Origin of the sequence: Kribbella sp. NPDC050820 (assembly GCF_040653975.1) — a bacterium.
In the GTDB taxonomy this organism is placed as follows: domain Bacteria; phylum Actinomycetota; class Actinomycetes; order Propionibacteriales; family Kribbellaceae; genus Kribbella.
The window spans coordinates 79,804-99,154 of record NZ_JBFAHB010000026.1 but is presented as its reverse complement, the minus strand read 5'-3'; the positions used below and the strand labels follow the sequence as shown (position 1 = coordinate 99,154).

The following is a 19,351-nucleotide window of genomic DNA, read 5'->3' as shown; positions in this document are numbered from 1 at the left end:
AGTTGAACGTCGGCGTACGTTCGTGCGCCCTGGTGGGGTCCGGCCGTGACCTGGATCCTGGCGACCAGCATCAGGCACCACCGACCGGCGTCGCGCTTTCTGCGACGCCAGCGTCGCCGGCGATGCCGAGCGCGGCGAGCGGCTCGTTGACCCACGACACCAGTTGCCAGCCGGCACCGTCGGCTTGCCGGGTGAAGACCCTGATGTTGCGAAAATGCTGCGCCCCGGCCGGAGTGGCCTTGGAGACCGCGCAGACCACGACCGCCCGGTTGTCGAACATCGTCGTGGACTCGATGCGCGTCTGCCGTGGCGAGCTGACGGTCAAGGAGTCGAGGAAGGTCGCCCGGTCGTCGAAGCGCAGGCCATCCGGGCGGCCCATGCTGAAGGCCGGTGCGAGGAGACGTTCGAAGAAGGCTCGATCCGCGGACGCTTCGGCGTCCCCGATCGCGAGGTTGATGGCGGCGAGTTCGCGTTCCGGCCGGATCATGCGGAGTGCCTCTCCGTGCGGTCGCCGGCCCACAGGGTGTGGAAGGTCCCGGCTTTGTCCACACGCTGGTAGGTGTGCGCCCCGAAGAAGTCGCGCTGGCCCTGGGTCAGGGCTGCGGGCAGCCGTTCCGATCGCAGACCGTCGTAGTAGGACAACGCTGCCGCGATGCCGGGCGTTGGGATACCTGCTCTCGCGGCTCCCGCGACGACATTGCGCCAGGAGTCCTGCGCGGCTGTGATGGCGTCGGTGAAGTACGGTGCCAACAGCAACGATTCGGGAAGCTCGGTGCCGGCGGCGACGTCATAGGCCTCGGTGATCCGGTCCAGGAACTTCGCGCGGATGATGCACCCGCCGCGCCAGATCCGAGGTGCGCGAGGCACCTGAGCAATGACTCGGGTTCCCTGAGCTATCCTTCGTGTCGCGGTTCGGCCCCGACTTCTCCACCCGCCGCACCTCTTGAGCAAACGCCGATCCGACCTCCAGATAGTGGCAGCGTTGGCGCATCTGCGTCGTGTCCTCGCAGGCGGCTTCGCGGAGGAGACTGACTGATCAATCGGCCGAGTCACTGCAACGGGAACGGCGGCTGCCACCACCACGGCCGGGTATCGACGACCACGCGATCCAGCCATTTGACCCACCAGAAGCCCCGTCGCCCCGGCGCGACGAGCCGTGCCGGCCCGCCATGGCCGATCGACAGCGGCCGGTCGGCGAGATGCGTTGCGATGAGCAGGGACGGTACGTCCCGCAGCGGCAGGCGCCGCGCGTACCCGGTAACGGAGACCGCGACGACGCTGCGTGCGTCCGGCGGGAGCGATGCCGGCAGCAACCGGTCGAGCCGCACCCCGCGCCAGCGCTGGTCGGCGTACCAGCCGCCGGTGCAGTCGAGCACCGCCTCCATTTCGTCGGTGGCCATGGCCAGCAACGCGTCGCGGTCGAGTTCGGCCACCTGCCGACCCGCCACCCCGACACGCAGCCGCCAGGTGGCAACGTCGACCCTGGGCACAGCGTCCAGGGCCCACTGCGTGACCGGCATCGCCTCCGGACGATCCGAGCCGACCTCGTGCGAGCCGGTCACCCGGCGGTCCTGCCCCGGCAACGAGAGCCCACGGGCAACACCTTCCACCGCGACGTATGCCGCAGCCGCACCCCCGCCGAGCCAGAGCGCGCGGAGCAGGGTGCGCCGGGACAGGTCAGTACGCCGCGGCCGCTGCGGGTGCTGGAGCACGTGCAGGACAGCGAACGGCACCGCAAGCACCGCGGCACCCACGTGCACCTGCATCGGCGTCAGACCTGCGTAGGTCCGGAAGCCGCCGAGGACGTGCACGACGCCCGCGAGAAGCGATACGGCGACGAGAGCCCCGAGGACGAGGCCGGCAGCCGCACGCCAGGAAGCCGACCGGAATGCCCTGCTCCGCCGCACGATCAGCGACTTCCACGGGACGAGCAGCACCAGGGCCAGACCCGCCGCGCCGTGCAGCACCGTGACGATCCACCCGGGCGTCGTGGTACCCGTGCCGAACGCGGCCCAACCGGTGGTGAACGCGAGCACGAGAAGCACCAGCAGGGCGACGTTGGTACGGCGCCCGGCACGTCGGCGGACCCGACCTTCCCGGCCCATACATCAAGTGTGCAGCGTCAGCTCCGGAGGGCCTCGCCAGGACGGGGCGGCCCACGGTTAAGTGGTGCTCCGCACGCCTTCACGCACATCGGCTGCGTGCGTTGGCCGGCGTCCCCACGTGGTCGCCAGGCTTCTAGCTTGTCGCACATCAGCCGGGACACTCGCCCCCCAGGTCATCTGCCAGTCGGAGCGCGGGTCGCGGCATGGGCGGTCAACAAGGGGGCTCACGGTGGTCGCTACCTTGGCCAATGCCGTCGCTCCGGCAGTACGGTCATCGGCGCAGTCGCGCCCAAATGAGCGGCGGAGTCTGATGGCTCTGAACGCACGAGCGTAGAGTCACCGAGAGGGGGCCCGCACGCGGTGATTTGGGGGGTGCGCGGTGAGCGAAAACGAGAACATCGATCCACGACCTGCGGGATCGCCGGCGGAAGCGCGGTCCCAAGCAGGGCGGTTGCTTCTCATCGTGGGTGCGGTACTGGTAGGGGCTGTCCTTCCTGCCCTCCTGGTTGGCGCGCTCGTGGGCGAGTTCGGCGTCTCGACGTCGTTCACCGGTGTGTTGTGGGGAGTGCTCGGAGCCAAACTCGGTGGGACTCAACGGATTGCTTACCTGGCTCCTGCACTCGGTGTCGTGGCGGCCTGGCAGCTTGGACGGCGTACGACTGGTGGTGGGCGGCGCTGCTTGCGGCTACGGGAGTTGTCGCGGGCGCAGGATTCCGGGCTGGCTGGTTCGGCGCTCTGTTAGTCGGTTCATATGCCGCAACGTTCACCACGCCGGTGTCGACAGGAACGGCCGCACTGACCTTCGGCGCCATCGTGGCGATCGGAACGGTGTACGGCGTCGTCATCGCTCATCGGTTCGGCGCGCCGCCGGTAATCGAGGGTGATCGGTAGTCACTGCCGGTCACTGCCCTCATCGCTGTCGCATTCGGCGCAGTCCTCGGTGCGGCTGCTGCCCTCGGGGTGGCCATGTCGTGGACCGGGCCCTACTGGGCACCCGAGCCGATCCGCATCCTGGTCATGTACATCCTGATGGGCAGACGCGAGAGGATCAGGGAGAAGGCCCTCGGCACCGCACTCGGTGCAGCTGCGGCGGTGGTCGTTGCGATCATCGGGCCACCCGCGTGGGTACTCACCGCGGCGGCGATCGTCGCGTTCCTGCTGGCACTCACGCAGCGGGCCGTGTACTGGCGTCCGCGACGGACCTCGTCCACTGCTGCTCGGAGTTCAGCTCTGAAGTCCCTCGCCAGATCGGAGGCGCGGGAGTCCGCGGGCGATTGCGGCAGCGGTCGCCTGCATGCTCGGCAGGTACGAGACGAGCGTCTGGCGACTCGAACGGATCGACGGGCATGCCAGAACCAGGGCCGCGACTGCCTTGCCGTGATGGCCCGTCACGGGGATTCCGATCGCGTTGACGCCTCTCTCGCTTTCCTCGAGGTTGAGGGCGTAGTCGTTCCGGCGTACGACGGAGAGTTCGCGGCGGAGGCCGGCCAGGTCGCGGACCGAGCCGTCGCGCATCGGCACCTGGCCTGTTGGATACAGGGCCGTCAGCTCGGCGTCCGTCAGGCACGCGAGGAGGACCTTGCCGCCCGAGGTGGTGTGCGCCGGAAGCAGGAGACCGACCCGGCTGCCGACGCGGAGTGCGTGCGTACTCTCGACGCCGTCGACGAAGCGGGAGCCGTTGCCTTCGAGTGTGACCAGGTGCACTGTCTCCTCGGTCTCGGTGGAGAGCGCAGCCAGGTGTGGATGCGCGACGCTACCGAGGTCGGCGCGACGCTCCTGCGGGACACCGAGTTGCTTCAGTAGCGGGCCCGGAAAGTAGACCCGCTGCCGGTCCTGCTCCGCGAACCGCAGCCGCTTCAGGGTGGACAGCAACCGGTGCGCCGTCGGTGGAGTGACCGAGAGAAGTTGAGCCGCGTCTGCCACGCGTAGTCGGCCGCGCTCGCTGAGGGCCGCGACGAGCACAAGCGCGTTCTCGGCCGACGAGACCACCTCGGGTGATGGCATCAGCGCCTCGGTATCAGGATCCGACGACCAGTACGACCCGGCCGACATTCAGATCATCCTCCAGATACCGGTGCGCCGCAGCTGCCTCGGAAAGCCCGAAGGTCGCCGCCACCGGAGGCCGGAACCCCCGCGCGACCTCGTCCCAGAGCCGGCGGCTGCTGGCCTTGTTACCGGTCCGTACGCCGAGGACCTGCTGGCCCATCGAGTACAGGCGTTGCAGATTCACTGGAACCTCGGCACCCCGGAACGCACCACTGGACACCAGCACCCCACCGCGCCCCAACGCAGCTTGGCTGTTGCGCCACAACCGCGGATCACCGATGTCGTCTACGACGATGTCGGCTCCGACGCCGCCGGTCAGGTCGAGGATCCGGTCGGCGAAGTCGGCCGCGGTGCCGTCGAGCACGTGCTCGAAGCCGAGCTGCCGCAACTGGGCTCGCTTGCCTGCCACGCGGGAGGTCGCCACCACGTTTGCCCCGAGCTGCTGGGCCAGCAGCGCGGTGATGCTTCCGAGTGCGGACGGCGCTGCTTGCACCACGACCCAGCTGCCAGGTCTCAGGCCCGCCTGGGTCAGCTGGTTCATGGCCACGGCGCCACCGAGTGCGAGCGCGCACGCGGTGACCGGGTCGATCCCCGCGGGCACCGGGTGGAGGTTCGTTGCCGGTACGGCGACGTACTCGGCGTACGCCCCTGGTCGGTGGGTACCGATGATCTCCAGTCGCCGGCAGAGTTCGTCGCGCCCCTGGCGGCACACAGAGCACTCGCCGCAGGTGATGACGGGGAATGTCGCGACCTGCTGTCCGACCTCGAGGTCGGTGACGTCCGCCCCGACAGCGGCGACGACGCCTGCATGCTCGGCCCCGAGAACGTGCGGGAATGTGAAACGAGCATAGGGATGCGTGCCCGCACGGGCCGACAGGTCCAGCAGGCGGCCGACGCTCACCGCGGCGACCTGCACCAGGACCTCGCCCGGCAGGGGGTGTGGCACCGGCAGCGAGTGCGGCTGTAGTACGTCAGGTGACCCGAACTCGTGGAACACGGTCGCGGTCATCGTGCTGCCCGGGGTCCGGAGCGCCGGCCACCGTGCAGTCTCGCTGCGGATTCCCTCCTGTGTGGTCATGGTTTCACCATGCGGTTCTCGAGGCGTCCGATGCGCTCGATCTCGGTGACCACGACGTCGCCCGGGCAGAGGAACGTGTGCCGCGGCATGCCGACTCCGGCCGGCGTGCCGGTGAGGATGACGTCACCGGGCTCCAGTGTCAGGATCCGGCTGGCGGCCGCGATCAGGCGGGGGATCGGCACCACCATGTCGGCGGTCGTTCCGTCCTGTTTGAGCTGTCCGTTCACCGACAGCCGCAGGCCGAGGTCGTGAGGGTCCTCGATGAGCCAGCTCGGGACCACGCCGGGCCCGAGCGGGCAGAAGCCGTCGAACCCCTTGTGGCGAAGCCAGTCCCAGTCGAACGGCGGGAAGACCGCGTCGGTGCGCGGGAAGAGGCCACGGGCCGACAGATCGTTGGCGACCGCGTAGCCGGCGACATGATCGAGCGCTTCGGCAGCAGAGATGTCCCTGCCTCCGCGGCCGATCACCACGGCGAGCTCGGCTTCCCAATCGACGTTCGATTCTCCGTCGGGCAGGGACACCTCGTCCCACGGCCCGACGATCGTTGTGGTCGGGGGCTTGAGGAAGAAGAACGGCTCGCCGTCCGGATCGGGCGGCTGGGTGCCCATCTCCTGCGCGTGGCTGTAGTAGTTCGCACCGGCGCAGATGACCTTGCGCGGATAGGTCAACGGAGCGATCAGAACGCCACCAGGCACCGGTACGAGGCTCGAGACGTCGAGCCTCCGCAAGGCCGGAGCATGATCATCCCAGCGGCTCAGCGCGTCCATCAGGCCGGCGCTGCGGAAGTCGTCCGGTGCCGCGCGAACGGCGCCGTCGACCAAGACGCCGAGGTACGTCGAGCCGCCCGGATCATCGGGAATGGCGTACTGCACCAGCGCCCACGGGTGATCGGACATTGTGCCCCTCTCATTTGGCCTCAAAGTGCACACACTTTGCGCTATCCTGTCAAGGCCGAGAGTCTGGCGGCGATCTCGAGGAGGAGCACGGCATGAGTGAAAGCAGCGTCATCGCCTCGCTGGGGAAGCCGATGATCCGCGACCCTCGGACGACCAGCCTCGACCTGCACGCCCATCTGCGCCGGCTGATCACCAGTGGCGCACTGGCTCCCGGCACGATCCTCAAACAGGCCGAGCTCGCGCGGATCTTCGAGGTCAGCCGGACCCCGCTGCGAGAGGCGTTCCGGATGCTGCAGGAGGAGGGCCTGATCGAGGCCGACCTGAATCAGCGACCGCGAGTCCGCGGCCTGGACGCCGACGAGCTGGATCAGCTCTATGCCAGCCGGATCGCGCTCGAGGCGCTGGGGGCCCGGGTCACGACGGACCGCTTGTCGGCGGACGAGATCGAGGAGGGACGCTCGCTGTTGCGGCGGATGGACGAGGCGCGCGGCGATCAGGCGATGCCCGAATGGCTCGGTCTGCACCGCCGCTTCCATCAGATCTGCACCGCGCGGGCGGGTGGCCCGCTGGCCCGGGCGATCTCGTCGTACGGCGAACAGAGCGAGCGCTACCTGCTCACGTACCAGGCCTGGCATCCGGACTCGTTCGCGCGGGCCCATCGCGAGCACGTCGCGATCCTGCGTGCGGTCGGTGGTTCGGATTCGATGCTGTCGGGGTGTCTGATGGCCGAGCATCTCTCGCACACCGCGATGACAGTCCTGCGCGATCTGTCCGCGGATCTGCCCGCGCGTGCAGTCGTGCAGGCACTGGCGATGGTGAGCGGCACCCTGGACTGATCCACCGACGATTCCGGAGGGTGGAATTTGCCCGGCGGGGTCTTCACGTCCGCAGATTGTTCCATGCAAAGTGTCTACACAAGCACTACGCCGTCAGATGGGAGACCGACGATGAGAGTCAAGGGTCTGCTGCACTACGGGCTCCAGGTGCCCTCGCTCTAAGTCGGCCAAGCTTTCTACACCGACTTCGGACTCGCGGTTCGCGAGCGCGACGACGCGCTGGTGGTGCGTTGTGACGGGCGTGGGATGGATCAGGCCGTTCTCAGCGAGGGGCAGCGCAAACAGCTGCGGTTCGTGTCGTTCGCCGTGGAGGCCGGGTCGTTGCCGGACTGGCAGCGACGGCTGGAATCGGCCGGCGTCAAGCTCGCCGACGCGCCGATCCATGCGGCCGACGGCGGCCTGTGGTTCTGCGATCCGGACGACGTACAGGTCAACCTTCGGGAGGACGAGCTCGTGCCCTGGCGCAAGGCGGCGCCGGAGGACTCGATGTTCAACTTCGGTGACGACATCCAGCGCGTCGACCAGGCCCGGTGGCTGACCGCGGACGCGCCGGCATCACCGCGCCGGCTGAGCCACATGCTGATCTTCGTGTCGAGCCTGGCCGCGTCCGAGCGGTTCTACACCGAGCTACTCGGTCTTCGGTTGTCGGACCGGATCAAGGGCATGGCCACGTTCCTCAATGCGGGCCCCGGGGATCACCACGTCTTCGGCTTCATCCAGAGCACACACCCCGGCCTGCACCACTCCAGCTGGGAAGTCCCGAACTTCGACCAGTTGGCAATCGGAGCACGGACGATGCAGGAGCGGGGCTATCAGGAGGGCTGGGGACTCGGCCGGCACACGCTGGGCTCGAACATGTTCCACTACATCCGGGATCCGTGGGGAAGCTGGATCGAGTACAGCACCGATATGGACCGGATCACCGAGGCGTGGAAGGCCAGTGACTGGGACATCCCGCCGGCCGTCTGGTGCCCGATGCCTCCGGAGACGTTCCTGGCAAACCTGGAAGACCAGGGCTGAGCCGGTCTGGACTGCTCAGGCCTGGTGGGGGACGGGTCTGCCCTCGGCGTCCGTGGGAGCGCCGGCCCAGATCCTGAGTGCGTCCATGGCGGGTTCGAGACCCCGGCCGCGCTCGGTGAGCCGATAGGTGACCGTCACCGGCGGTCCTTCGGAGACCTCGCGCTGCACCAGGCCGGCATCCTGTAGCTCGGTCAGGCGGTCGGACAGCACTCGCTTGGACAGCTCGGGCAGCGCCGCGGCGAGCTCGTTGAAGCGTGCAGGCCGCTGCAGCAGCAGATCGATCAGCAGGCCGGACCAGCGCTTCCCGAGCAGGGCAAACGCCTCCTCCGTGTAGGAGCAGGCGTGCAGCGGAACTCTCGGCTCGATCACCCGTCCAGTGTACGGGGATTCGAACTTTTCTCATCAGGTGCTATGAAGTAACCTGCTGCTAAAAGCGCACCTTAGTGAGAGGAATCGAGATGAGCGAGAATCCGTACCCCGCCGCGCGGCTGACCCGTGACCTGGCCGCCCTGGTTCTGGTCGACCATCAGGTCGGCCTGCTGCTCGGCGTGCACGACCATGATCAGGAGCAGCTCCGCCGCAACGTGATCGCCCTGGCGAGGGTCGCTCAGGCGTACCAACTGCCGGTCGTCATCACGACGAGTGCCGACGACGGACCGAACGGCGTCCTCTTGCCCGAGCTGGCCCAGGTACTACCGGACGCCTCGGTGATCCGCCGGCCGGGCGAGATCGATGCCTTTGACAACGAGCAGTTCGCGGCGGCGGTGCAGGCGACCGGTCGTGACCAGTTGATCATCGCCGGCATCAGCACCGACGTCTGCGTCACGTTCGCGGCGTTGTCCGCGGTCGCCGCCGGCTACCAGACTCACGCCGTACTGGACGCTTCGGGCACGTGGAACGCGCTGGCCTCGCACGCCGCCGCCGCGCGCATGCAAGGTGCCGGTGTCGTCCTCAACAGCACGGTCGCCGTGGCGGCCGAACTCCAGCGGGACTGGCGTCACGCGGGTGGCCAGGAGTTGGCTGGTCTGTACGCGCAGCACGCGATTCCCTTCTATGGTTCGCTGATCTCGTACGTCGTACCTGCCGCCGAGCCCGCTTGCAGGGCTGACCCAAGCGCCGGGGTCTGAGGCGGCCCGCGTTCCGCTCCGCGAAATCAGCGTGCGGCAGGGGTGAGCTGAGGGGACCTTCGAGCGAAGGTGTATGCACTTCGGGATAAATTGGAGGAGCCATGATCGACGTCAGCCGCACGCTTCCCGTCAACGACGGGTCGCAGCCGGAGCTGTCCTTGGACCAGGTGTGGGAGGGTCTGGTCGACAAAGCGGCCAACCCGCTGCCGTACGTCAAGAGCATCACCGAGTGCACGGTGGTCGACCGATTCGAGGGTGGCCTTGTCCGCGCCATCATTCATGTCGGCAGGCCGGTCCGTGAGGTGGTCACTTTCTATCCCAGGAAGCGGGTGCACTTCGTGCGGACGCACGGTATCGCGCGGGGGACGATCGACAACGAGATCGGTACCGACTCGAGCGGGAACCTCGGACTCACCTTCACCTTCCGCATCGTCGTCGACGGTGTCGAGGACGGCAGCGCCGAGGAGACGGAGTTCGCGACGCAGATGGAGGCCGACTATCTCGACGCCGTACGGACGACCCTCGCCGCCTGCCGAGAGCGCGCTGGTACGGCGTCCCCGCCGAACGGACCGGTCACCACGGCCGTTTTCAAGGTGGTCGACAGTCTCGATGCCAAGGGGTTTGCCGAGTTCTTCGCACCCGACGGCAAGATCACCTTCGGGAACAATCCAGCGCTTGTCGGTCGCAGCGCGGTCGAGTCCGGAACGGCCGACTTCTTGAAGACCATCGACGGCATCAAGCACGAGATCGTGAACGAGTGGGCCGCCGGCAACGACACCGTCGTCGAGTTGTCGGTCACCTACGCTCGCAAGGACGGAGCGACCGTCACGATCCCGGTCGTGACGATCTGGACCGCCCGAGACGACGGGCTCTTCCAGGACTACCGCGTGTACTTCGACCTGGCACCGGTGTTCGGATGAACTCACCTGGTGCCCACGGACGTGTCGCCGTCGTGACGGGTGGCGCTGCCGGGATCGGTCAGGCGCTGGCGGAACGGCTCGCCGGCGACGGCCACCGGGTGGCGGTCGCCGACTTGTCGCCTGCCGACGAGACACTCAGTCTCATCGGAAAGACCGGATCCGAGGGCTTCGCCGCGATATGTGACGTGTCCGCGCCGGATTCGGTGCAGGACTTCGCCATCGCTGTTGAGCGAGCGTTCGGACCGGTGGACGTTCTGGTGAACAATGCGGGCATCTATCCGCTCACTGCGTTCCTGGCCATGGATTGGGCCGAATGGCGCCGAGTCCTCAGTGTGAACCTGGACTCGATCTACCTGTTCGGCAAGGCTTTCGTCCCGGGTATGGTCCAGCGCGGCTGGGGTCGCGTCATCAGCGTTTCGTCGACAACATTCCATTCCGGCATAGGACTCAACACGCACTACACCGCCAGCAAGGGTGGTGTCATCGGCTTCTCGCGCTCGCCGGCTGCGGAGGTCGGGGAGCACGGCGTCACGGTGAACACCGTCGCGCCTGGGCTCGTTCGCACGGCGACCACAGCGCATGGCCCGCACGCAGCCTGGTTCGACGCGCTTGCTCAACAGCAGGCGATCAAACGAACCCAGGAGCCGAAGGACCTCGCTGGACCGGTATCGTTCCTCGCCTCGGACGACGCCGCGTTCATCACCGGACAGACCCTCTGTGTCGACGGCGGATGGATGCGCTCGTGATGACGCAGACCGTACTGGTCGCCCAGGGATGCCTTCGCACGTAGTCGAGAGCCAGTGACGTTTGCTTGCTCATATCAGCATTCCACGTCCATTGGTTCGGCCGGTTCGATGGTCACGCGCAGACCGGTGAACCGTCGGCTGAGGCCGACGGCTTGGGATGACGCTGCGCTACGCCTGGTCGTGTAGTTCACGATCGCGGACCGGCCGAACCAGACGCGGACCCTCACAGTGGGATCCGCGGTCCTGATTCCCGTTGCGTGGTTCACCTCTTCACGCCCTGAATGGCCGTCGCTGTCAGAACCGTTGGCTGGGTAGCGCACGCCGCCACCCGGTGCGTCGGAGTCCCAATAGAGCATCGTCAACACTTCCGTTCCATCCAGAACCTCCGGAGCCCTCCGGAGTCGTGGCCCGTCATGGCCTTCCGAGAGCTCCCGTGAAGTCACGCGGAATCTGTCGGAGTCGAGTGAGCCCGAGCAAGTACTTGGAGTCGGTCGATCGCCCCGCGAAGGGCTCGAGCGGCAGCCCAATGCTCGGTTACCGACATGGGCCAGGCGCTCCAGTACGGCACCTTGGCGGCAGCGTCGGCCGCGGTGTCTTCTTCGTCTCGGGCCAGATCCATCAACAGCCTGCAGGCGGCCTCGAGGACGTCAGGCCTCACGTCTTGAATGTTCATGGCAACGGCACCTCCATGCCCCTGGTCCTCAGGTTGCGCCTCACCTGTGGCCGGCGCATCAGTCGTGCGGCCCGTTGTCTTGGTCCCTTTTCGCTGCCCTTCCTCGCCGATCTGCACAAGGCCGTCTGCGACACATGTCCCGGCTACCGCCATTGCGAACCAGGTTCACGTCGGCCTCCTCGCCTCCGTGGCCGGGATGGCCGGGCGGCGTTTCGTCTGGGGGAATCCGCCGCATGCGCTCATGACACTCGCAGTTCGCCGGCGTTAGTCTGGATGCACCTCACGCCGTGGTGATGGTGAGCAGGACATGACCGAGCGCTTCGGACCGTCACTCGACGGGCGCGTCAGGTACGCGTGAAGACCGGAGGAGAGCTATGACCACGCCGGCCGGCTCGACGGAGGCAATCACCATCTTCGTCGTCGACGACCACGCGGTCGTGCGCCGGGGAATGCGGGCGTTCTTCGACGTGATCCCTGACATGGCCGTCGTCGGCGAGGCGGCCGACGGGCAGTCGGCCGTTGACGAACTACGTGTGCTGGCGGCCCACGGGCAGGCGCCTGACGTAGTACTGATGGATCTCGTCATGCCTCGGCTCGACGGGATCAGTGCGATCGCTGCCATCAAGAAGGACAGTCCGGAGATCGAGGTCGTCGCGCTCACGAGCTTCAGCGAGGCGGAGAGGGTGCACGCAGCCCTCGAGGCCGGAGCGGCCGGCTATCTCCTGAAGGACGCCGAGGCCGACGAGGTAGCAGCAGCCGTCCGCGCGGCCCACGCCGGCGAGGTCCATCTCGACCCTGCGGTCGCGCGCAAGCTGACCCAGTCACTTCGTTCGGGACGAGGCTCGCAGGCGACACTGACCGCTCGGGAACGCGAGGTCCTGATGCTCGTTGCCCAGGGCAAGTCAAACCTGGAGATCGCCGACAGCCTGACGATCAGTGAGCGCACTGCCCGAACCCACGTGAGCAACGTGCTGCTGAAGCTCGGACTCACGTCACGGACGCAAGCAGCCCTCTGGGCCATTCGGGAAGGACTTGTACCCTCGCCGTAGCCGGCTTGACGCGCCCTGACGTCCGCGACATCTGACGTACGTCGACTGCGCCCGATGTCGCCATGATCACTGGTCACACGCCGGTCGTCAGCGACCCACGGGACTGGTTGACTGACCAGGTGTCAAGGCAAGGACTCGGAGGGCGACCGTGCGCAATGGGGGCAGAGCCGACGTGGACGTCCTCGTCGTCGACGACGATCTACGAGTTCGCCAGGCGGTCGTCCGGCTACTCACTGCGTGGCCCGGCTTCAGGGTGGTCGGGGAGGCGGGGGATGCCGAGGCGGCGGTGAGGAGTGCCGAGGAGCGACATCCCAGAGTCGCCCTGGTCGATGTGCTGCTACCCGATGCCGACACAGGCCTGGGCCTTATCGATGCCCTGAGCCACGACATCGGGGCGCCTGTCATCGCAATCAGCGGTCAGAGCAGCTTTCGAGGGGCCGCACTGTCGGCCGGGGCGGTGTTCTTCGTCGACAAGGGCATCTCCCCGGAGCTCCTCGTGGGCGTCCTGACGGAGGCCGCGAACGAGCCGCCGGGTGGACGGCCCGGGCCAACGACGCAGAACTTCTGAGCAACGTGGAACCTTCTGAACCACCTGGAGGTGTCAGTTGAAGGATGACGGGCGGACCAGCCTGCGTTCCTTGATGCTCGGGGTATTCGCCGCGAGTCTCCCGTTGGCCGTTGGTCGGCGCCTTGGCTACTTCGCTGATCAGGGCTTGGATGTGTGCGTTGAGCGTGTGCACTCGTCGCGCCAGCAGATGAGTGCGCTCGCGGACGGCAGCTACGACGTCATCCAGACATCCCCCGACAACCTGGCCGCCTACCGGGTCAACGAGACCAACCCGCTGGGGCGACGGCTCGCCGTGACGGCGTTCCTTGCGGCCGACAGCGGGATGAACCTGGTCCTCGTCGGCGAGCCCGGGGCGACCGCTGTGGACGCTGTACGCCACCGGGTGCTCGCGGTCGACTCGGCGGACTCGGGCTTCGCCTTCGTCGCCTACGCACTGCTCGAGCGCCATGGCATGTTCCGTGACCGTGACTACACGGTGCACGAAGTCGGCGGTGTGGCAGCGCGGGCAGAGCACCTGCTGAACGGCCAATGCAGCCTTACCCTGCTGTCGAACGGGTTCGAGCTGCAGGCCGTCCGTCGAGGGTGCACGGTTCTGGACCAGGTTGGTTCGGTGGCTCGGCCGTACCTCGGGACTGTCTTCAGCTCCCTGTCTGCATGGTTGGAAGAGCATGCGGACATCGCGGCAGCGTTTACCGTCGCATACCTCGACGCAGTGGCCTGGTGCCTGGACCCGGCGCACCGGGAGGACGCCGTCGAGCTGCTTGCCTCCGAGCTCGGCGTGACCAGCCGGATGGCCGAGGGCCTCTACTCTCCGTACGTCGACCCTCGTCACGGGCTGGTTGCCGATGGAATGGTCGGCCAGGCCGCGTTGCGCTCCGTGTTGGACCTGCGCGCGCGATACGACGGTTTCGATACCTTGCAGGGACCGGCCGACCTCGACCTCCTCTCGCGTCCAGGAATCCTCTACGACCAGACGACGTCAGAGTGGGCGCACCGGAAGCGCTCGTCACGGTCGGTCACGGCGACGTGAGCGCGCCCGGCGCCACCGCGCGGACGACCGTCGACACACCAGGAGTGCTGTCGATCACGATGCGGCCGCCAAGACCCTCGATCCGTTCGCGCATCGTCCTCAGCCCCAGGTGGCCGGGATAGTCCGCGTCGGGGTCGAAACCGACACCGTCGTCCGAGACCTGGACGAACAGGGATCCGGGCTCGGTGGGATCCTCTCGAATCTCGACGCCCACATGGCTCGCCTGGGCATGCTTGACGACGTTGTGGAGTGCTTCCTGCACCATCCGGAACAGCTCGTTCTCCGTGGCCTCGTCCAACGGCAGCGCGTCGTCGGGCCCTTCGACGCTGATGTCGAGACGTTCACGGGCTGCGACGGCGGCGGCGTGGCGGCGAATGCCTGCGACAAGTCCCTCCTCGTGCAGGGCTCCGGGGCGGAGCTGGAAGATCAGCGCCCGCATCTCGGCCAGCGCGCCTTGGGTCAGGTCGCGCAGCTCGGCAACGCCCAGTTCGATCGGGTCGTCAGGCGCCAGACCCCGGCGCTGCGCCGCAAGCTCCACCGCGCGTGCGGTCATGGTCATGGCGAACAGCGCCTGGCTGATCGAGTCGTGCAGCTCGCGGGCAAGCCTGTGCCGCTCCTCCAAGGCGGTGTGGCGTTCGAGCTCATCGAACATCCGGGCATTCTCCACGGCCACGGCGGCATGGTCCGCCATGGCGCTGAGGAACGCGACGTCGGCCTCACCGGGCTCGTAGGTCTCGCGATAGAACACGGTGAGCACGCCAACGGGTCGGCCGCGAACCAGCATCGGTACCGCGACGAACGCACCCCAGTTCGCCTGCCGTAGCACGTCGTGCAGCGGAGCCCACCGGGGATCGCCGAGCACCTCCCGGCGCCAGTCGGGCCAGACGATGGGTCGCTGCAACTCGAAGACCCGGTAGACCGCCAGCGGCGCTCCGAGGCGGCGGCACTCCTCGACCCGTGCCGCGTAGTCCTCGGGCAGGCCGGCCGTGCCGGACACGGTGGCGATCCGGGACTCGGGGTCGACGGGTACGACGGCGCAGCCGGCGACGCCGGTGGCGTGGAAGACCTCCGAAGCGACCCGGTCCAGGGCTGCTTGGAGCGACTCGGCGAACGCGATGCTGGAAGCGGTGCGGGCGAATGCCGCGACCCTGCGTGCCTGGACCTGGCTCTCGGTGACGTCTCGGAAGGTGACGATCACCAGCCCGCGACCCTCGGCATGGAAGGAGCTCTGCGAGTACTCCAGCTCCCGTTCTGACCCGTCTGGGCGGTGGTAGCCGACCGAATGGGCTGTCACCTCACCCGACGCCTCCGAGGGCGTCGTCCGGCCGAGCCGCAGGGTGGTGAGGAACGGGCCTGTCCGGCCGACGAGCTGCTCGGCGCGGCGGCCGAGAATACGACTGCCGGACGGATTGATGTAGACCAACCGGCCGCGTTCGTCGAGTACGGCGATACCGTCCATCGACGCCCGCACGAGTTCTGCCAGGGTGCCGAGCCCAAGCCGCTCAGGGCTCATCTCGGCCGCTGCCGGCGTAGCCTCGGCGTCCGACGGCTCGTCCATCACTGCTCCCTGCTTCGCAGACGGTCCCGATCCTCCTCCCACGGCGTCCGTAGTCAGAGGTCGGTCGAGCCAGGATCACCAACGACGTCGAGCGGCGTGTGGCTCGCGAATCGGCGCCCGGCGTAGACCAGTGGCGGACCGTCGAGACCGACGGCGGCCTCCTCGACGCTGCCGATGACGATTCGATGATCGCCCCCAGGGACGACGGCGTCCAGTGAGGCCACGAGCCAGCCCACCACCCCATCCAGGCGCGGTAGCCCGGCGGACTCGTGCCAGCGAACGCCCGCGAACCGGTCAGCCCGCTTGGATGCGAAGGCTCTGGCGACGTGCACCTGTTCGGTCGACAGCACGTTGACCGCGAACCGTCCTGAGGAGCTGATCGTGGGCAGCAGGGATGACTGGAAGTCCAAGGCGATCGCAACCATCGGGGGATCCAAGGACAGCGAGGTAACAGCGCTGACGGTGGTGCCCCGTGGCCGTCCGCCCACCGACATCGCGGTGACGACCGTCACGGGGGCCGGCAGGCAGGCCATCACGTCCAAGAACTCGCGGCGGCCGACCGCGCGGTGTGAGGCCGGTGTGAGGCCGCCGAACAGTGCCGTCGGGCCTGTCATGAGCTGCTCCGATCGGAGGTCGGCCAGGAGCCAGGAACGTGTCGATCCACCGTAGGAAAACCGGACCCCGAGGGCACGCGACAGATGTCCTGGCGGATGCGGGGCTTGCGTCCCAGGCAGTGCTGCCTGCATCGACCGGCCGAGCCGGGTCGGACGGTCGATGACGCAGACAGCCAGCGTGGACGACCGTTGTCGAACGAGGTCATCACGATGACCCACACCACTGAAAGGTCGTGACATGATCGAGAGCGACCCCGGCCGTCCGACGCCGACTCGCGTCTCGAACGAGCCGGCGATCCGTTTCGCATCCGTCGTCACCACGTTCGGCGACGAACTCGTTCTGGACAGGGTCTCGTTCGACGTCGATGCCGGCGATTTCGTGTGCCTGCTCGGCCCGAGCGGCTGCGGCAAGTCGACAACGCTGCGCATCCTCGGTGACCTACTCGACTTCGACGAGGGCGACGTCGAGGTGGGCGGCCGGCCCCCGAAAGACACTTGGCGCGACCTGGCCTACGTGTTCCAGCAGCCGCGCCTGCTTCCCTGGCGAACGGTTCTCGGCAACGTCATGGTGGGCATGGACCTTCGCGGCGTGGGCGGGTCGAAGGCCGACCGGCGGGCCACCGCGGTTGCGAAGCTCGCGCTCGTCGGTCTCGCCGATGCGGCACAGAAGTACCCAGGAGTGCTCAGTGGCGGCGAGCGTCAGCGGGTGGCCTTCGCCAGAGCACTGGCCATGGACCCCCACGTGGTCTTCATGGACGAGCCGCTGTCGGCACTCGACATCCGGACCAAGCACGAGCTGCGCAACGAGATCGTCGACCTCTGGCAGCGCACAAGCAAGACGATCCTCTTCGTCACGCACGACCTCGACGAGGCGCTCTTCCTGGCCGACAAGGTGATCGTCTTCTCGAACAAACCAACGCGCATCCTGCGCCAGGTGGCCGTCGAGGCGCCTCGTCCCCGCGACCTCGACCAGGATCCCGAGCTGCAGCTGCTCCGCAAGCAGCTCCACCAGCTGTTCCAGGACGCGAGTGAGTCGGACGACCCCGCTGATCGGCGGAGCGAGCTCGGCCATGCGGCCGCCGAGGAGGTGACGGCATGACGCGCGGTTCGAGCCGGGGCGGCACGACGACCTCACCCGCCGTCGATTCCAGGAGTAAGGCCGGGCGGGTACGGCGCCGGCGGTCGGAAGCCTCAAGGTCGGGCTGGTTGCTCTCCAGGACTCTCACCGACGGAGTCCCGCTCCTGCTCATCGTCTTGTGGTGGTACTTCTCTCAACGCCTTCCGGCTTACGTGCTGCCGGATCCGATCGAGGTGGTCGTTAGGACCTGGGACCTCCTTGGAGCGGATGCCGACGCCTTCCACCACACCTACGTCTCGGCGGTTCGTGTCGCCACAGCGGTGACGATCGCACTGGTCGTCGGCACTACGGTGGCGGTGGCAGCCCGGTACGTGCCGCCGCTGCGTGGGCTCCTGATCGACAGGTTCAGCCCGTTCGTCAACGCGTTTCCCAGCATCGGGTGGGCCATCGCAGGTCTGTACTGGTTCGGCGTTTCGACGCAGGCGGTGCTGTTCGTCGAGGTCGCGATCATCCTTCCCTTCACCCTCATCACCGTCTGGGAAGGGCTGAAATCGCTGGACCCGGAGACCATGGAGATGGCGCACAGCTTCACCCGCAGCCGCATGCGGGTGCTGCGGATAGTCGTCGCTCCGTTCCTGGTGCCGTACCTGTTCTCGGCGCTGCGGATCTCCTTCGGAACGGCCTGGAAAGTGGCTCTCCTGGCTGAGATCTTCGGCGCCAGCGACGGGCTCGGCTACCTGCTCAACTACTCGCGCGAGCAGTTCGACTCCACGACGCTCTTCGCGACCATCTTCACGATCATTCTCATCGTCCACGCTGTCGACAAAGCGGTCTTCGGACCCGTCGAGCGACGTCTCCTGCGCTACCGGCGAGTCCCCCTGACACGTCAGTGAATGCCCGGGACCCGCGCCACCTCGTCAGCACCAACGCTCTGGCTTATCAACGCGAAAGGTCAATCGTGTCCACAACCCCACCACAGCAGGGCTCCACCAGTCGAACGCGTCGGACCGCCGTCGTCATCCTCGCGCTCTGGTGCCTCGTTGCTCTCGCCGGTTGCGCGTTCGGCGCAGGGCCGTCGGCGGCCGAAGCCAAGACGATCAAGCTCGCGGTCAGCGACGACCCCACCAGGCACATGGCACTGTGGGCACTGGAGCACGGGAAGGTCGACACCGGTGGCATCGACGTCGAAGTGGCCTACCTCCCGAACGAGACCGCCACCCAGGCGTTCCAGACCCGCCAGTACGACCTGATCGAAGCGTCGCCGGTGTCCGTCGCCGCATCCGCGGCATCCGGTTTCCAGACTCGGATCGTCTCCGCCGGCGTCCTGAACCGAACCGGAACGGTCGTCTACGTCCGCAGCAACTCGGCGATTCGAGGCGGCAGCGACTTCAAGGGAGCCCGCATCGCGATCGGTTCGCTCGGTGGGAGCTCGACCCAGGAGCTGCGCTTCGTGCTCCAGGAGGACTACGGGCTCGACACGAGCCTCAAGGGCGGTGACGTGGTTTTGCAGCCTGCGTCGCCCGACAGCGTGTTCACGCTCCTGAAGCAGGGGCAATTCGACGGTGCGGTGATGCTCAACCGGGCTTCGTACCTTGCCGGCAAGGACCCCTCCCTGCGCGTCGCACTCGAAGTCAGCAAGGAAGCAAGCGCGATCACCCACGCCTCGGCAACGCAGACGGTTCTGGTTACCTACCCTGACGTCGAGGACGTCAAGCGCGACGCGCTCGCCGAGGTGAGCAGCGCGCTGGCTGCCAGCGTGGCCTACGCGCGAGACCACAAGGCAGAGGTGGCCAAGGAGGCAGCTCAGGGGAACGCCGCGACGGCCGACTACCTGCAATGGTGGTGGCAGCACGCTGACCTCCGGTTCGGGTCACTCGTCGACGCCGACATCGCCGGCGTCGAAGCCTTCTGGACGATGGCAGAGACGGTTGGTCAGATCAAGGACAAGCCCAGCTTCGACGACCTTCGGTCGAGCGCCGCTCCCGAGCCCTCCTGATGGACCGGCAG

The 19,351-nt window shown here is 67.5% G+C and carries 20 protein-coding genes and 1 pseudogene; 12 read left to right on the top strand and 9 right to left on the bottom strand.

All coding sequences use genetic code 11. From position 1 onward, the window contains the following. Positions 1 to 70: 70 nt before the first annotated feature. The 3 genes from AB0H36_RS22885 to AB0H36_RS22875 all read right to left on the bottom strand — a co-directional run bounded on the left by AB0H36_RS22885 (position 71) and on the right by AB0H36_RS22875 (position 2,105). Positions 71 to 487, bottom strand: a complete 417-nt coding sequence (locus AB0H36_RS22885; protein ID WP_360526693.1) for a nuclear transport factor 2 family protein — start codon at positions 485 to 487, stop codon at positions 71 to 73. Then, the gene (locus AB0H36_RS22880) at positions 484 to 867 is read right to left on the bottom strand and encodes a hypothetical protein (RefSeq protein ID WP_360526690.1); all 384 of its coding nucleotides are present in this window, start codon (positions 865 to 867) and stop codon (positions 484 to 486) included. The genes AB0H36_RS22885 and AB0H36_RS22880 overlap by 4 nt, the downstream gene beginning before the upstream one ends. A 182-nt stretch (positions 868 to 1,049) precedes the next feature. Then, the gene (locus AB0H36_RS22875) at positions 1,050 to 2,105 is read right to left on the bottom strand and encodes a molybdopterin-dependent oxidoreductase (RefSeq protein ID WP_360526687.1); all 1,056 of its coding nucleotides are present in this window, start codon (positions 2,103 to 2,105) and stop codon (positions 1,050 to 1,052) included. 894 nt (positions 2,106 to 2,999) lie between these two features. On the opposite strand from AB0H36_RS22875, the pseudogene AB0H36_RS22870 reads away from it, so the two are divergent. Continuing rightward, positions 3,000 to 3,278: pseudogene (locus AB0H36_RS22870) on the top strand (FUSC family protein); the annotation flags it as partial. A gap of 51 nt (positions 3,279 to 3,329) precedes the next feature. On the opposite strand, the gene AB0H36_RS22865 reads toward AB0H36_RS22870, so the two are convergent. The 3 genes from AB0H36_RS22865 to AB0H36_RS22855 are packed head-to-tail and all read right to left on the bottom strand — an operon-like array spanning position 3,330 to position 6,125. Continuing rightward, a complete protein-coding gene (locus AB0H36_RS22865) occupies positions 3,330 to 4,157 on the bottom strand; it encodes an IclR family transcriptional regulator (RefSeq protein ID WP_360526684.1) in 828 nt (275 codons plus the stop codon). Continuing rightward, complete coding sequence (locus tag AB0H36_RS22860; RefSeq protein WP_360526681.1) at positions 4,123 to 5,229, bottom strand: alcohol dehydrogenase catalytic domain-containing protein; 1,107 nt, start codon at positions 5,227 to 5,229, stop codon at positions 4,123 to 4,125. The genes AB0H36_RS22865 and AB0H36_RS22860 overlap by 35 nt, the downstream gene beginning before the upstream one ends. Then, positions 5,226 to 6,125, bottom strand: a complete 900-nt coding sequence (locus tag AB0H36_RS22855) for a fumarylacetoacetate hydrolase family protein (RefSeq protein ID WP_360526678.1) — start codon at positions 6,123 to 6,125, stop codon at positions 5,226 to 5,228. The genes AB0H36_RS22860 and AB0H36_RS22855 overlap by 4 nt, the downstream gene beginning before the upstream one ends. Positions 6,126 to 6,217: 92 nt before the next feature. On the opposite strand from AB0H36_RS22855, the gene AB0H36_RS22850 reads away from it, so the two are divergent. Together AB0H36_RS22850 and AB0H36_RS22845 are read left to right on the top strand one after the other, a co-directional pair. Then, positions 6,218 to 6,961 carry a GntR family transcriptional regulator gene (locus tag AB0H36_RS22850; protein WP_360526675.1) on the top strand — a complete coding sequence of 248 codons (744 nt, stop codon included), beginning with the start codon at positions 6,218 to 6,220 and terminating at the stop codon, positions 6,959 to 6,961. 246 nt (positions 6,962 to 7,207) lie between these two features. After that, positions 7,208 to 7,981 carry a VOC family protein gene (locus AB0H36_RS22845; protein ID WP_360526672.1) on the top strand — a complete coding sequence of 258 codons (774 nt, stop codon included), beginning with the start codon at positions 7,208 to 7,210 and terminating at the stop codon, positions 7,979 to 7,981. Between the two features lie 15 nt (positions 7,982 to 7,996). Here AB0H36_RS22845 and AB0H36_RS22840 read toward each other — a convergent pair whose 3' ends face one another. Beyond that, on the bottom strand, positions 7,997 to 8,350 hold the full coding sequence (locus tag AB0H36_RS22840; protein WP_360526669.1) for a helix-turn-helix domain-containing protein: 354 nt from the start codon (positions 8,348 to 8,350) through the stop codon (positions 7,997 to 7,999). Positions 8,351 to 8,439: 89 nt separating this feature from the next. On the opposite strand from AB0H36_RS22840, the gene AB0H36_RS22835 reads away from it, so the two are divergent. The 6 genes from AB0H36_RS22835 (at position 8,440) to AB0H36_RS22810 (ending at position 14,094) form a co-directional block, all read left to right on the top strand. Then, on the top strand, positions 8,440 to 9,108 hold the full coding sequence (locus AB0H36_RS22835; protein WP_360526666.1) for an isochorismatase family protein: 669 nt from the start codon (positions 8,440 to 8,442) through the stop codon (positions 9,106 to 9,108). A gap of 101 nt (positions 9,109 to 9,209) precedes the next feature. Beyond that, positions 9,210 to 10,028 carry an AtaL-like protein gene (locus AB0H36_RS22830; protein ID WP_360526663.1) on the top strand — a complete coding sequence of 273 codons (819 nt, stop codon included), beginning with the start codon at positions 9,210 to 9,212 and terminating at the stop codon, positions 10,026 to 10,028. After that, the gene (locus tag AB0H36_RS22825) at positions 10,025 to 10,774 is read left to right on the top strand and encodes an SDR family oxidoreductase (RefSeq protein WP_360526660.1); all 750 of its coding nucleotides are present in this window, start codon (positions 10,025 to 10,027) and stop codon (positions 10,772 to 10,774) included. Before AB0H36_RS22830 ends, AB0H36_RS22825 begins: the two co-directional genes overlap by 4 nt. A gap of 1,047 nt (positions 10,775 to 11,821) precedes the next feature. Then, on the top strand, positions 11,822 to 12,496 hold the full coding sequence (locus AB0H36_RS22820) for a response regulator transcription factor (protein ID WP_360526657.1): 675 nt from the start codon (positions 11,822 to 11,824) through the stop codon (positions 12,494 to 12,496). 172 nt (positions 12,497 to 12,668) lie between these two features. After that, entirely contained in the window at positions 12,669 to 13,064 is a 396-nt protein-coding gene (locus AB0H36_RS22815) for a response regulator transcription factor (RefSeq protein WP_360526654.1), read from the top strand. Between the two features lie 73 nt (positions 13,065 to 13,137). Continuing rightward, entirely contained in the window at positions 13,138 to 14,094 is a 957-nt protein-coding gene (locus AB0H36_RS22810) for an ABC transporter substrate-binding protein (RefSeq protein ID WP_360526699.1), read from the top strand. Here AB0H36_RS22810 and AB0H36_RS22805 read toward each other — a convergent pair. Both AB0H36_RS22805 and AB0H36_RS22800 read right to left on the bottom strand, forming a co-directional pair. After that, on the bottom strand, positions 14,081 to 15,652 hold the full coding sequence (locus AB0H36_RS22805; RefSeq protein ID WP_360526651.1) for a GAF domain-containing protein: 1,572 nt from the start codon (positions 15,650 to 15,652) through the stop codon (positions 14,081 to 14,083). The two genes, AB0H36_RS22810 and AB0H36_RS22805, sit on opposite strands and share 14 nt — an antisense overlap. Before the next feature lie 53 nt (positions 15,653 to 15,705). After that, positions 15,706 to 16,266 (bottom strand): flavin reductase family protein, encoded by a 561-nt coding sequence (locus AB0H36_RS22800; protein WP_360526648.1) that lies wholly within the window; start codon positions 16,264 to 16,266, stop codon positions 15,706 to 15,708. 238 nt (positions 16,267 to 16,504) lie between these two features. Here AB0H36_RS22800 and AB0H36_RS22795 point away from each other — a divergent pair, with 238 nt between their 5' ends. From AB0H36_RS22795 to AB0H36_RS22785, 3 genes are all read left to right on the top strand, one after another. After that, on the top strand, positions 16,505 to 17,365 hold the full coding sequence (locus AB0H36_RS22795; RefSeq protein WP_360526645.1) for an ABC transporter ATP-binding protein: 861 nt from the start codon (positions 16,505 to 16,507) through the stop codon (positions 17,363 to 17,365). A gap of 107 nt (positions 17,366 to 17,472) precedes the next feature. After that, on the top strand, positions 17,473 to 18,237 hold the full coding sequence (locus AB0H36_RS22790) for an ABC transporter permease subunit (protein WP_360526642.1): 765 nt from the start codon (positions 17,473 to 17,475) through the stop codon (positions 18,235 to 18,237). Positions 18,238 to 18,302: 65 nt separating this feature from the next. After that, positions 18,303 to 19,340, top strand: a complete 1,038-nt coding sequence (locus AB0H36_RS22785; protein ID WP_360526639.1) for an ABC transporter substrate-binding protein — start codon at positions 18,303 to 18,305, stop codon at positions 19,338 to 19,340. Positions 19,341 to 19,351 lie beyond the last annotated feature (11 nt).

Bases quoted from the DNA above. Each gene is read 5' to 3' on its own strand.
- AB0H36_RS22885 (WP_360526693.1), bottom strand. From the start codon at position 487: ATGATCCGGCCGGAACGCGAACTCGCCGCCATCAACCTCGCGATCGGG.
- AB0H36_RS22875 (WP_360526687.1), bottom strand. From the start codon at position 2,105: ATGGGCCGGGAAGGTCGGGTCCGCCGACGTGCCGGGCGCCGTACCAAC.
- AB0H36_RS22865 (WP_360526684.1), bottom strand. From the start codon at position 4,157: ATGTCGGCCGGGTCGTACTGGTCGTCGGATCCTGATACCGAGGCGCTG.
- AB0H36_RS22860 (WP_360526681.1), bottom strand. From the start codon at position 5,229: ATGACCACACAGGAGGGAATCCGCAGCGAGACTGCACGGTGGCCGGCG.
- AB0H36_RS22855 (WP_360526678.1), bottom strand. From the start codon at position 6,125: ATGTCCGATCACCCGTGGGCGCTGGTGCAGTACGCCATTCCCGATGAT.
- AB0H36_RS22850 (WP_360526675.1), top strand. From the start codon at position 6,218: ATGAGTGAAAGCAGCGTCATCGCCTCGCTGGGGAAGCCGATGATCCGC.
- AB0H36_RS22845 (WP_360526672.1), top strand. From the start codon at position 7,208: ATGGATCAGGCCGTTCTCAGCGAGGGGCAGCGCAAACAGCTGCGGTTC.
- AB0H36_RS22835 (WP_360526666.1), top strand. From the start codon at position 8,440: ATGAGCGAGAATCCGTACCCCGCCGCGCGGCTGACCCGTGACCTGGCC.
- AB0H36_RS22830 (WP_360526663.1), top strand. From the start codon at position 9,210: ATGATCGACGTCAGCCGCACGCTTCCCGTCAACGACGGGTCGCAGCCG.
- AB0H36_RS22825 (WP_360526660.1), top strand. From the start codon at position 10,025: ATGAACTCACCTGGTGCCCACGGACGTGTCGCCGTCGTGACGGGTGGC.
- AB0H36_RS22820 (WP_360526657.1), top strand. From the start codon at position 11,822: ATGACCACGCCGGCCGGCTCGACGGAGGCAATCACCATCTTCGTCGTC.
- AB0H36_RS22810 (WP_360526699.1), top strand. From the start codon at position 13,138: ATGCTCGGGGTATTCGCCGCGAGTCTCCCGTTGGCCGTTGGTCGGCGC.
- AB0H36_RS22805 (WP_360526651.1), bottom strand. From the start codon at position 15,652: ATGGACGAGCCGTCGGACGCCGAGGCTACGCCGGCAGCGGCCGAGATG.
- AB0H36_RS22800 (WP_360526648.1), bottom strand. From the start codon at position 16,266: ATGACAGGCCCGACGGCACTGTTCGGCGGCCTCACACCGGCCTCACAC.
- AB0H36_RS22795 (WP_360526645.1), top strand. From the start codon at position 16,505: ATGATCGAGAGCGACCCCGGCCGTCCGACGCCGACTCGCGTCTCGAAC.